This window comes from Streptomyces sp. NPDC004721 (genome assembly GCF_053601495.1).
Genome location: NZ_JBSGBZ010000015.1, coordinates 120,002 through 131,507, shown reverse-complemented (window position 1 = coordinate 131,507; position 11,506 = coordinate 120,002). Strand labels below are relative to the sequence as shown.

9 protein-coding genes are annotated in these 11,506 nt (G+C 73.2%); 3 read left to right on the top strand and 6 right to left on the bottom strand.

All coding sequences use genetic code 11. The annotated features are described in order from the left end of the window. Positions 1–42: 42 nt before the first annotated feature. Together ACWEK3_RS16480 and ACWEK3_RS16475 are read right to left on the bottom strand one after the other, a co-directional pair. On the bottom strand, positions 43–591 hold the full coding sequence (locus ACWEK3_RS16480) for an ATP-binding protein (RefSeq protein ID WP_390728393.1): 549 nt from the start codon (positions 589–591) through the stop codon (positions 43–45). 253 nt (positions 592–844) lie between these two features. Next, positions 845–1,222 carry an STAS domain-containing protein gene (locus tag ACWEK3_RS16475; protein ID WP_450546274.1) on the bottom strand — a complete coding sequence of 126 codons (378 nt, stop codon included), beginning with the start codon at positions 1,220–1,222 and terminating at the stop codon, positions 845–847. Positions 1,223–1,461: 239 nt separating this feature from the next. On the opposite strand from ACWEK3_RS16475, the gene ACWEK3_RS16470 reads away from it, so the two are divergent. Both ACWEK3_RS16470 and ACWEK3_RS16465 read left to right on the top strand, forming a co-directional pair. Further along, entirely contained in the window at positions 1,462–2,397 is a 936-nt protein-coding gene (locus tag ACWEK3_RS16470; protein ID WP_172632949.1) for an RNA polymerase sigma factor SigF, read from the top strand. 315 nt (positions 2,398–2,712) lie between these two features. Next, positions 2,713–4,278 (top strand): ricin-type beta-trefoil lectin domain protein, encoded by a 1,566-nt coding sequence (locus tag ACWEK3_RS16465; RefSeq protein WP_453249947.1) that lies wholly within the window; start codon positions 2,713–2,715, stop codon positions 4,276–4,278. Between the two features lie 81 nt (positions 4,279–4,359). On the opposite strand, the gene hutI is transcribed toward ACWEK3_RS16465, so the two are convergent. The 4 genes from hutI to hutU form a co-directional block, all read right to left on the bottom strand. Continuing rightward, positions 4,360–5,532 carry an imidazolonepropionase gene (hutI, locus tag ACWEK3_RS16460; protein WP_384427447.1) on the bottom strand — a complete coding sequence of 391 codons (1,173 nt, stop codon included), beginning with the start codon at positions 5,530–5,532 and terminating at the stop codon, positions 4,360–4,362. 26 nt (positions 5,533–5,558) lie between these two features. Beyond that, positions 5,559–6,908, bottom strand: coding sequence for a formimidoylglutamate deiminase (locus tag ACWEK3_RS16455; protein WP_450546279.1), 1,350 nt, complete (start codon positions 6,906–6,908; stop codon positions 5,559–5,561). Next, entirely contained in the window at positions 6,905–8,107 is a 1,203-nt protein-coding gene (locus ACWEK3_RS16450) for an allantoate amidohydrolase (RefSeq protein ID WP_361412068.1), read from the bottom strand. The genes ACWEK3_RS16455 and ACWEK3_RS16450 overlap by 4 nt, the downstream gene beginning before the upstream one ends. A gap of 83 nt (positions 8,108–8,190) precedes the next feature. Beyond that, positions 8,191–9,855 carry a urocanate hydratase gene (gene hutU / locus ACWEK3_RS16445; protein WP_453249946.1) on the bottom strand — a complete coding sequence of 555 codons (1,665 nt, stop codon included), beginning with the start codon at positions 9,853–9,855 and terminating at the stop codon, positions 8,191–8,193. 182 nt (positions 9,856–10,037) lie between these two features. Here hutU and ACWEK3_RS16440 point away from each other — a divergent pair, with 182 nt between their 5' ends. Beyond that, complete coding sequence (locus ACWEK3_RS16440; RefSeq protein WP_453249945.1) at positions 10,038–11,435, top strand: diaminopimelate decarboxylase; 1,398 nt, start codon at positions 10,038–10,040, stop codon at positions 11,433–11,435. Positions 11,436–11,506 lie beyond the last annotated feature (71 nt).

Here is an 11,506-nt window from a genome sequence, read left to right as displayed (position 1 = left end):
CGTGTTGCGGTCGCCGTCGGGCCTCGCCGAGCGGCTCCGCGTTCAGGCGGGTGCCCCCAGCTCGGCCCACACTCTCTTGCCGGTGACGCCGGGAGCGCGGACGACGCCCCAGTCCAGGCACAGCCGCTGGACGATGAACATGCCGTGGCCGCCGGGGCGGCCGGCGCGGTGCGGGGTGCGCGGGGCGGGCTGGCCGGTGCCGCGGTCGGAGACCTCGATGCGGATCACCTTGTTGTCGCAGGTGATCTCCAGCTGGTCGGGGCCCTCGGCGTGCAGGCAGGCGTTGGTGACCAGTTCGGAGACGACGAGGAGCACGTCCTCGGCGGCGGCCCGCTGGTCGGCGGTCGCGGCGGGCAGCCAGCCCCACGCGTACAGCGCCTGGCGGGTGAAGTCGCGGGCGAGCGGCACGACGCCGCTCTCGCCGTCGAAGCTCAGCCTGCGGATCTGGCGACTCCCGGACGGGGCCGCCGGCACGGCCGTCGCACCCCCTGCGGGTACCGCGCCCGTCGGCGCGTCCCCCTCGGACGCCCCGGAAGCGCCGCTGGGCTCCGGGCCGCGGTCGCCCGGCGAGTAAGGCCGGGTGGTGCTCATCAGCGCTTCACCTCACCGATTCACCAGTTCACGATTCAAAAGTCACCAGTCACTTCACACGTACACACTTGGTACGTCCGTACACACGCCGAAACCCCGGTCGCCGACTCCCGCGAGGGCGACCGATCCACTCAGGATGTCTCCTGCCCGACCGATCGGGGGGAACACCCCCGTTTTCGGCCCGCCGTACGTGCGCCCGGCATACGCCGGGCGCGAAACACGGAAGGGGCACGTCAACGAACTCGAGGCCGGCTCAGTCGGCCTCGTCGGCCAGGGCATCCTCCAGGGAGTCGTGCACGGTGAAAACCGCGTCCGCCCCTGTGATCTCGAACACGCGGGCCACCACCGGCAGCATCCCGGCCAGATGCACACCCCCTCCGGCCGCCTCTGCCTTCAGCCGCGCGCCCAGCAGCACGTTCAGCCCCGTGGAGTCGCAGAACTCCAGGCGTGAACAGTCCACCACCAGGCGCGAGCGCCCCTTGTCGAGGCACTCCTCGAGCGGTTCGCGCAGCAGGTCGGCCGTGTGGTGATCGAGCTCACCCACCGGCGTCACGACGGCACTGGAACCCTCTTGCCGCACCTCCACCAGAAGCCGGCCCGACTGTGCGCTGCCGACCGTCCCGCGGTCCATGCCGTCTCTCTCTCCCGGGGTCTTGCCTGCTGTCTGACGCCCTCGAACACTACGCCTTCCCTCACTGCTCCGACAGCCGAACATCCGCACACAAACGGACATACCCCCACATAAGGAACTTGCGGCGGTGTTGGGAAAGCGGGTAGGGCTAGTAGGGACCCGCAACCGACACGGCCGGCTTTGGAGGCGCCGCACACCGCAGTGCACGAATTGGCTTCGGCAGCCATATGCCGAGAACGATGGAGGACATCATGTCACCCCGGCTCGACGCATCGCATACCCAGATGGCGACGTCGGCATCCCCAGCGGAGCACCTGGATCCCATCGAGTTCCACGACGTACGCGCCGAGCGGGCCGATCAGGCCGACGCACTGGCCGGACTTCCGGACATCCCCCCGTACGACGAGGTGGCCCCCGACGACGCCCGGGCCTTGTCCAAGGCCCTCTTCGAGCGGCTGGAATCCCTCGAGGAAGGCACCCACGCCTACTCGTACGTCCGCAACACGCTCGTCGAGCTCAACCTCGCGCTCGTCAAGTTCGCCGCCTCCCGCTTCCGCTCCCGCAGCGAGCCGATGGAGGACATCATCCAGGTCGGCACCATCGGCCTGATCAAGGCGATCGACCGGTTCGAACTGTCCCGGGGCGTGGAGTTCCCGACGTTCGCGATGCCCACCATCATCGGCGAGATCAAGCGGTTCTTCCGCGACACCTCGTGGTCCGTGCGCGTCCCGCGCCGGCTCCAGGAACTGCGCCTCGACCTCGCCAAGGCCGGTGACGAACTGGCCCAGCGGCTCGACCGCGCCCCCACGGTCGCAGAACTCGCCGAGCACCTCGGCCTGTCCAACGACGAGGTGGTGGAAGGCATGGCCGCCTCGAACGCCTACACCGCGTCGTCGCTGGACGCCCAGCCCGAGGAGGACGACTCCGAGGGCGCCCTCGCGGACCGCATCGGCTACGAGGACCACGGGCTCGAAGGCATCGAGTACGTCGAGGCGTTGAAGCCGCTGATCGCCCAGCTGCCCTCCCGGGACCGGAAGATCCTGTCCCTGCGGTTCGTCGCCAATATGACCCAGTCGGAGATCGGCGAGGAACTCGGCATCTCGCAGATGCACGTCTCCCGGCTGCTCTCCCGGACGCTCGGACAACTGCGCAAGGGTCTGACACTCGAGGAGTGACGGCGTGACGGCGTGAGGGGGTGACGGCGTGAGGGGGTGAGGCCGTGACGGGGTGAAGGGGACGTTTCCGTCCGGTGCCGTCGGTGGCGCCGGGCGGACCGCGGCCCCAGCGCCTCGGCCCGCCCGGGGCGTGCGCCCCGTGCGGCCCGTGCGGGGCGTGCGCCGAGAAGCCCGCCGCCCCGGCGCCGTTACCCTGGGAAACCCTGGGCAACCCCTTTCCCCCGGGGCCCGCTTCCCCCACTATGGGTCACCCCCATACCGGCCGGTACGTCCGGAGTCCGGCCGTGCCACCAGGGGTGCGAGGAGGGCGGGGCAATGGCTCGGGCCGACGGGACCGACGACGGCGTCGAGACCGGGGACACGGGCGGCGGACCGCACGCGGGCGCCTCGGACACACGACTCATCGAACTGCTCCGCGCCGACACCCCGGCCGTCTATCCGGCACTGCGCGAACTGCGCGCCCGCCACCTGCCCCGGGTCCTCGCCCACGCCCGGCACTGCACCGCCGGCGAGTCGGCCGCCCGTCAACTCGCGGCGCAGGCGTTCACCCTCGCCGCCCGCGAGACGGCGCGCGGTGCGGACCCGGGCGTCCCGGTCCGGCTGCGCCTGCTGCTGCTCACCGCCCGGCTGACCGCCGCCTGGGCGCGGGACGAGCGGTCCGGCGGCGTCGACCCCGGGCTGCTGCTGGTCCTGAACACGGCCGGCCCCGAGGGCCCCGTACCGCCCATGCTCAGCGCCTTCCGGTCGCTGCCGACCCGCGTCCAGGGCCTGGTCTGGTACGGGATCGCGGAACAGGAACCCGAGGAGCGGACGGCCAGGTTCCTCGGCCTCACCCGCCAGGACGTGGTGCACGGCACCCCGCAGGCGCTCAAGGCGTTGGCCCAGGCCTGCCTGAGGGCACGTCTGGCCGCCTCGGACGACCCGCGCTGCGGTGACTTCCGCCGGCTCATCGAGGAGGCGGTACGGCCGGACCACCCTCGCGCGAGCCTGGACCTGCACGCCCACATGGCGCGCTGCGGCCACTGCTCGGCCGCGTTCGCGGAGCAGTCCGCCCTGCGCGACCACCCGCGCACCGCGGTGGCCGAGGGCTTGCTGCCCTGGGGCGGCGCCGCCTACGTCGCACGGCGTCCGGCCGATCCGCCTCCGGGAGCCCGGGCGCGGGCCGCCGCCTGGCCGCCCTCCCGCCGCTACGTGCTGGCCTCGGCGGCGCTCGGCGTGGCCCTCGCGCCGCTGCTGCTGTTCGTGCTCACCTCGAACGACGGCACACCGCACCAGCGGGCGGCGGGCGCGGTGACCGTGCCCACGCCGCCGGTACGGGTCACGGTGACGGCCACGGTGTCGGCGACCCCGCCCTCACCCTCTCCGTCCGCGACCTCCCGGCCTCCCTCCCGGCATCCATCCCCCGAACCGACGCCGGGCCGCTCCCGGACGGCGCACCCGAAGCCGCCGCCCAGCCCGTCGCCCTCGCCGGTGCATCCGCCCGGCGCGTCCTACGCGCAGGTGGTGAACGCCGCCTCGGGCCTCTGCCTGGACGTGGCCGGCGACTTCGACAACGGCACGGACGTCGTCACCGCCCCGTGCGGGTCCGCGTCCAGCCAGCGCTGGCGGTTCGACGCCCCGCGCCAGGTGCTCCAGTCGGCGGCGGACCCCGATTTCTGCCTGGACAGCCGCGGTTCCGTGGACAACGGCGTCGGCATCTGGAGGTGCTCGTCGGTCGACGGCAGGAACGGCCTCAATCTGCGCTTCACCGTCGACCCGGACGGCGTGATCCGCCCGGCCATTGCCACCGGGACCGCTCTCACCCCGCACCCGGACGGCTACCTCTCCCTCGACCCGCGCGGCGGAGGTACGGCGCAGAAGTGGCGGGCGGGCAGCGCCTGACCGGTCCCGGGCGGGACCCGGGCGGCCGGTGGGGCGCCTTCCCTCGGTCTCCTGCGGCTCGATCCGCCGGACGGGCCCTGCTCAGACCTCGCGTACGCCGCGCCGCCAGACCTGGGTGACCAGCGGAACGCCCGGCCGGTAGGCCAGGTGGACGTGGCTGGGCGCGTCCAGGACGGCGAGGTCGGCGCGGGCGCCCGGGGACAGACGGCCGACGTCGTCGCGGCGCAGGGCCCTCGCGCCGCCCGCCGTCGCCGCCCAGACCGCCTCGTCCGGGGTCATGCCCATGTCCCGTACGGCGAGCGCGACGCAGAAGGGCACCGAGGAGGTGAACGACGAGCCCGGGTTGCAGTCGGTGGACAGGGCCACCGTGACACCCGCGTCGAGGAGGCGGCGGGCGTCGGGCCACTGGGCGCGGGTGGAGAACTCGGCGCCGGGCAGGAGGGTGGCGACCGTGTTCCCGTTCGCCAGCGCGTCCACGTCCGCGTCGGTCAGGTGGGTGCAGTGGTCGGCGCTGGCCGCGTCCAGCTCGACGGCGAGCTGGACGCCCGGGCCGTAGGTGAGCTGGTTGGCGTGGATGCGCGGGAGCAGGCCCTTGGCCTTGCCCGCGGTGAGGATCGCCCGGGCCTGGTCGCCGTCGAAGGCGCCCTTCTCGCAGAAGACGTCGACCCAGCGGGCGTGCGGGGCGCAGGCGTCCAGCATCTCCCCGGTGACCAGGGCGACGTACGCCGCCGGGTCCTCGGCGTAGTCCGGGGAGACGATGTGGGCGCCGAGGTAGGTGACCTCGTCGGTGTGCGCGGCGGCGATGCGCAGGGCGCGGGCCTCGTCGGCGACGGTGAGGCCGTAGCCGGACTTGGTCTCGAAGGTGGTCGTGCCTTGGCGCAGAGCCTCGGCGAGGTAGTGGGTGAGGTTGGCCTCCAGCTCCGCGTCGGTGGCGGCGCGGGTGGCGGCGACCGTGGTGCGGATGCCGCCCGCGCTGTAGGCCCGGCCGGACATGCGGGCGTTGAACTCCTCGGTGCGGTCACCCGCGAAGACCAGGTGGGAGTGGGAGTCGACGAAGCCGGGGATCACCGCCCGGCCGCCGGCGTCGACCCGGTTGTCAGTGGCGGGTGCTTTGCTGGATTCACCGGTCCACGCGATGCGGTCGCCCTCGATGACGACGGCCGCGTCCCGGACCAGTCCGAGGGGGGATCCGTCACCGAGGGAGGGGTCGTTGGTGACCAGCGTGGCGATGTTGGTGATGACGGTGCTGCTCATGGTGTCCTCAGGGGTGACGGGGGGATTCATCCGCGCAGTGCCTCGACGGCGCCTGCAAGCGCCGACGGCACGTCGGGTACGAGGGTGTGGGCGCCGTCCCGCACGATGTGCCGGCCGGCCACGACCGTATGGCGTACGTCCGCGGCGGTCGCCGCGAATACGGCCGTCTCGGCGCCGAGCCTGGGCAGCGTCCCCGCTGTCCTGACCGAGTCCAGCGCGATCGTCGTGAAGTCGGCGAGGGCGCCGGGGGTGAGGCTGCCGGCGTCGGACCAGCCGAGGGCGGCGTGCCCGTCGGCGGTGGCGGCGCGCAGCAGGGCCGCGGCCGTCCAGTGGCCGCGGGTGCGAGTGCGCAGCCGCTCGTTCAGCTCCATCGCGCGGGCCTCTTCGAGCAGGTCGACGACGGCGTGGCTGTCGGAGCCGAGGGAGAGCGGGGAGCCGGCGCGCTGGAGGGCGGCGGCGGGTCCGATGCCGTCGGCCAGGTCCCGCTCGGTGGTCGGGCACATGCAGGTGCCGGTGCCGGATCCGCCGAGCAGGGCGATGTCCTCGTCGGTCAGGTGGGTGTTGTGCACGCCGGTCGTGCGCGGGCCGAGCACGCCGTGGTCGGCCAGCAGCCGGGCCGGGGTGCAGCCGTGGGCGGCCTGGCAGGCGTCGTTCTCGGCGGTCTGCTCCGACAGGTGCACATGGAGCGGGGCCCGCCGCTCCTCGGCCCACCGCGCCACCGTCGCCAGTTCCCGCGCGGGCACGGCCCGTACGGAGTGCACGGCGGCACCGATCCGCGCGTGATCCCGTTCCTTGAGAACTGAACAGCGTTCGGCCCAGGCCTCGGCCGTCCCGTCGGAGAAGCGGAGCTGGTGGGTGTCGGGCGGCTGACCGAACCCGGAGGACAGGTAGCAGGTGTCGAGGAGGGTGATGCGGATTCCGGCTTCGGCGGCGGCCTCGATCAGCGCCTCGCCCATCGCGTTCGGGTCGGCGTACCTGGCGCCTCCCGGAGCGTGGTGGACGTAGTGGAACTCGCCGACGGCGGTGGTGCCGGCCAGCGCCATCTCGGCGTACACCGCGCGGGCCAGCGCGTGGTACGTCTCAGGGGTGAGCCGGCCGGCGGTGGCGTACATGACCTCGCGCCAGGTCCAGAACGTCCCGGAGCCGACCTGGACGGTGCCGCGCAGAGCCCGGTGGAAGGCGTGGCTGTGCGCGTTGGCGAGTCCCGGGACCGTGAGTCCCCGCAGCACCTCGGCTCCCGGCGGCGGGACGGGCACGCCGGTGCGGACGGCCGCGATGCGGCCGCCGCGCACGTCGAGGGCCACGCCCGGCTCGACATGGGTGCCGAGCCAGGCCTGCTCCAGCCAGTACGTCCGCGTCTGCTCGGTGGGGGTCACGTGCAGGCCAGCCCTTCCAGTACGTCGGCGAGCGCGCGCACCCCGGCCACGCAGTCGTCCTCGGCCGCGAACTCGGCCGGGGAGTGCGAGACACCAGTGGGGTTGCGCACGAACAGCATGGCGGTCGGGACGCTCCCGGACAGGATTCCGGCGTCGTGTCCGGCGCCCGTGCCGAGCACCGGCACCTTCAGGTCGGTGTCCGTGCCCAGGAGGCGGGCGAGCTCGTCGCGCAGGGCGTGGTCGAACTCGACGACGGGTGTGAAGGACTCGCGGACCACGTCCAGGTCGACGCCGTGCGCGGCGGCGTACTCGCGGGCCGCCTTCTCGACGCCGGTGACCACGGTGTCCAGGGTCGCCTGGTCGGCGGCGCGGGAGTCGAGCCAGCCACGCACCAGGGACGGGATCGCGTTGACGCCGTTCGGCTCGACGGCGATCTTGCCGAAGGTGGCGACGGCACCGGCGAGCGTTGCCTCGCGCCGGGCGGCGAGCACGGTCTCGGCGTACGACAGCATCGGGTCGCGCCGGTCGACGAGCCGGGTGGTGCCCGCGTGGTTGGCCTCGCCCCGGAAGTCGAACCGCCACCGCCCGTGCGGCCAGATGGCGCTGGCCACACCGACGCGGTCGCCGGTCAGGTCGAGGGCGCGTCCCTGCTCGACGTGCAGTTCGACGAAGGCGCCGATGCGCGCGAGCCGCTCCGGGTCGGGGCCGATGGCGTCGGGGTCGTACCCGGCGGCCTCCATGGCCCTGGGCAGCGTGACCCCGTCGGCGTCGGTGAGCCGGTGCGCCTGCTCGACGGTGAGCTGCCCTGCGGTCAGCCGCGACCCCGTGCAGGCCAGCCCGAACCGTGCGCCCTCCTCGTCGCCGAAGTTGACGAGGGCCAGCGGCTTGGTGAACCGCGCGTTCCTGCCGCGCAGTTCGTCGAGGGCGGCGAAGGAGGACACGACGCCCAGGGGCCCGTCGAAGGCCCCGCCGTCGGGCACGGAGTCGAGGTGCGACCCGGTGACCACGGCGTCCCCGGCCGCGGGGTCCCCGAGCCAGGCCCACTGGTTGCCGTTGCGGTCGACCTCGTAGGCCAGCCCGCGGTCCTCGGCCTGCTGCCGGAACCAGGCCCGGCACTCGGCGTCGGCCGCGGTCCAGGCGAATCGCCGGTAGCCGCCGGACTCGGGGTGGCGCCCGACGGGGAGCAGTTCCCGCCACATCGTGTGGAAGGAGTCGCCCACGGCAGGCGACGGGGTCCGCGTCGCGGCCGGGCGGACCTCGTTCGGGTCGGCCGGATGCCGCGTCACGCCTCCTCACCCTCGCGCATGGGCACGCGCACTCCGCGTTCGCCGGCCACCGACTCCGCGATGTCGTACCCGGCGTCCACGTGCCGGATCACGCCCATGCCGGGGTCGTTGGTGAGCACCCGCCGGATCTTCTCCCCGGCGAGCGCGGTGCCGTCGGCGACCGTCACCTGGCCGGCGTGGATGGACCGTCCCATGCCGACGCCGCCACCGTGGTGGATCGACACCCACGACGCGCCCGACGCCACGTTCACCATCGCGTTCAGCAGCGGCCAGTCGGCGATCGCGTCGGAGCCGTCGAGCATGGCCTCGGTCTCCCGGTACGGGGAGGCGACGGAACCGCAGTCGAGGTGGTCGCGGCCGATCACGATCGGCGCCTGGAGCTCACCGCCCGCGACCATGTCGTTGAACCGCTCGCCCGCCTTGTCGCGCTCGCCGTAGCCGAGCCAGCAGATGCGCGCGGGCAGGCCCTGGAAGTGGACGCGCTCGCCGGCCATCTTCATCCAGCGCGCCAGGGACTCGTTCTCGGGGAACAGTTCCAGGATCGCCTTGTCGGTCTTGGCGATGTCGGACGCCTCACCCGACAGCGCGGCCCAGCGGAACGGGCCCTTGCCCTCGCAGAACAGCGGCCGGATGTAGGCGGGGACGAACCCGGGGAAGGCGAACGCCCGCTCGTACCCGGCGAGTTGGGCCTCGCCGCGGATCGAGTTGCCGTAGTCGAAGACCTCGGCGCCGGCGTCCATGAAGCCGACCATGGCCTCGACGTGCCGGGCCATGGACTCGCGGGCCCGGGTGGTGAAGCCGGCCGGGTCCTTGGCGGCGGCGTCGGCCATGTCCTCGAAGTCGACGCCCACCGGGAGGTAGGACAGCGGGTCGTGGGCGGAGGTCTGGTCGGTGACGATGTCGATGGGCGCGCTCATGGCGAGCAGCTGCGGGACGAGTTCGGCCGCGTTGCCGAGGACGCCGATGGAGAGGGCCTTGCGCTGGTCGCGCGCCTCAACGGCCAGCTGGAGGGCCTGCTCCAGGGAGTCGGCCTTCACGTCGAGGTAGCGGTGCTCGATACGCCGGTCGATGGCGCGCGGGTCGCAGTCGATGCAGATGGCCACGCCGTCGTTCATGGTGACGGCGAGCGGCTGGGCTCCGCCCATGCCGCCGAGGCCGGCGGTCAGGGTGATCGTCCCGGCGAGCGTGCCGCCGAACTTCTTCGCGGCGACGGCGGCGAAGGTCTCGTAGGTGCCCTGGAGGATGCCCTGGGTGCCGATGTAGATCCAGGAGCCGGCGGTCATCTGGCCGTACATGGTCAGGCCGAGGGCCTCCAGACGGCGGAACTCCTCCCAGTTGGCCCAGTCGCCGACGAGGTTGGAGTTGGCCAGCAGCACACGCGGGGCCCACTCGTGGGTCTGCATGACGCCGACCGGGCGTCCGGACTGGACGAGCATGGTCTCGTCGGCCTTGAGGGTCCTCAGCGTGCGGACCATGGCGTCGAAGGAGCGCCAGTCGCGGGCCGCCTTGCCGGTGCCGCCGTAGACGACGAGCTTGTCGGGGTGCTCGGCGACCTCGGGGTCGAGGTTGTTCTGGAGCATCCGCAGGGCGGCTTCCTGCTGCCATCCCAGGGCGCTCAGTTCCGTACCGCGCGGCGCTCGTACGGGGCGGGGTCCTGACATGGTCTGCCTCCTGGTGGGTGCTCCCGGCGGATTGTTACTGCGACTATTCACATCCTGGCGTCATGAATAGAGCTAGTCAATACATGTGCACGGGCCGGCCCGCACGGCCGGCGGATGTTTGGCCCGCTCCAGGTCAGGAAGGCAGGACCTGAAGGCACACCGACGGGACCGGGGAACGCGGCATGGACGACGGCATCGACCAGAACCACGGCGACGGGATCGGCGAGGCGGACCGCGAGCGGGCGGTGCGGCGGGACGAGGCGGTGCGGGCCGCGGTAGCGCAGGGGCTGCTCGGCCCCGGCTCCCCCATCGTGGGCCTGCTCGACGTCACCGGCATCCGGGAGTCCGCGGCGGCGCTCCGGGCGGCGTTCGAGGCGGTGCTGACGCCGGGGACTCCGGTGCTGCACGCCTTCGCGGTCAAGGCGACCCCGCTCGTGCCCGTCCTGCGGCTGCTGCACGACGAGGGCATCGGCGCCGAGGTGGCGAGCCCCGGGGAACTGGCGCTGGCGCGGGCGGCCGGGGTGCCGCCCGCCCGTACCGTCCTGGACTCACCCGCCAAGACGCCGGCCGAACTGCGCGAGGCGCTGGAACTCGGTATCGCCGTCAACGCCGACAACCCGCAGGAGCTGGCCCGCATCGACGCCCTCGTGGGCTCCGCCACCCCTCGCTCGCCGCTCGGGATACGGGTGAATCCGCAGGTCGGCGGGGGTGCCATCGAGGCGCTGTCGACGGCCACGGCGACCTCGAAGTTCGGGGTGGCGCTCCGTGACGAAGGCGCCCGCGAGTGGGTCGTGCGGGCGTATCTGGACCGGCCGTGGCTGACCCGGCTGCACGCCCACACCGGGTCCCAGGGCATCCCGCTCGCCCTGATGGCACAGGGCGTGGCGCGGACGTACGAGCTCGCCGAGGAGATCAACGCGCGCGCGGGGCGGCGGCAGATCGACACCCTCGACATCGGCGGCGGGCTGCCGGTGAACTTCGGCTCCGAGGCGACCGCTCCGACGTACGCGCGGTACGCGCGGCTGCTGCGCGAGGTGGTGCCGGGGCTGTGCGAGGGGCGGTACGGGCTGGTGACCGAGTTCGGGCGGTCGCTGCTGGCCAAGCAGGGCACGATGGTGGCCCGCGTGGAGTACACCAAGAGCGCCGGGGGGCGGCCGGTGGCCGTGACCCACGCGGGCGTGCAGGTCGCGACGCGCACGGTCTACGTGCCGGAGGCCTGGCCGCTGCGCCTGGCCGCGTACGACGCGAAGGGGCGGCCCAAGCCGGGACCCGAGGTGGTGCAGGACGTGGCCGGGCCCGCCTGCTTCGCGGGCGACCTGCTCGCCGAGGCCCGCGCGCTCGCCCCGCTCGAACCGGGCGACCACGTGGCGGCGCTGGACACCGGGGCCTACTACTTCGCCCACCACTACGCCTACAACTCCCTGCCCCGGCCAGGGGTTTACGGCTACGTCCCGGACGGCTCCGGGGGTGTCGCCTTCGCGGTCGTGCGCGAGCCGCAGCCGGTCGAGGAGATCGTGACCGAGTCAGGAGGGGCGCACGCGTCGGCGCTCACCACCCTGCGCGCACCCGAGCGCGCCTGAGGCACGCCGAAGAGCTTTTAGGTGCGCCGAAGACATGGCGAACCCCGCCTGAAACCCGGTTCAGTCGACCC

Coding starts and splice junctions, on each gene's coding strand:
- hutU (WP_453249946.1), bottom strand. CDS start 9,855: ATGTCAGGACCCCGCCCCGTACGAGCGCCGCGCGGTACGGAACTGAGC.
- ACWEK3_RS16440 (WP_453249945.1), top strand. CDS start 10,038: ATGGACGACGGCATCGACCAGAACCACGGCGACGGGATCGGCGAGGCG.
- ACWEK3_RS16470 (WP_172632949.1), top strand. CDS start 1,462: ATGGAGGACATCATGTCACCCCGGCTCGACGCATCGCATACCCAGATG.
- ACWEK3_RS16465 (WP_453249947.1), top strand. CDS start 2,713: ATGGCTCGGGCCGACGGGACCGACGACGGCGTCGAGACCGGGGACACG.
- ACWEK3_RS16480 (WP_390728393.1), bottom strand. CDS start 591: ATGAGCACCACCCGGCCTTACTCGCCGGGCGACCGCGGCCCGGAGCCC.
- ACWEK3_RS16475 (WP_450546274.1), bottom strand. CDS start 1,222: ATGGACCGCGGGACGGTCGGCAGCGCACAGTCGGGCCGGCTTCTGGTG.
- ACWEK3_RS16450 (WP_361412068.1), bottom strand. CDS start 8,107: ATGTGGCGGGAACTGCTCCCCGTCGGGCGCCACCCCGAGTCCGGCGGC.
- hutI (WP_384427447.1), bottom strand. CDS start 5,532: ATGAGCAGCACCGTCATCACCAACATCGCCACGCTGGTCACCAACGAC.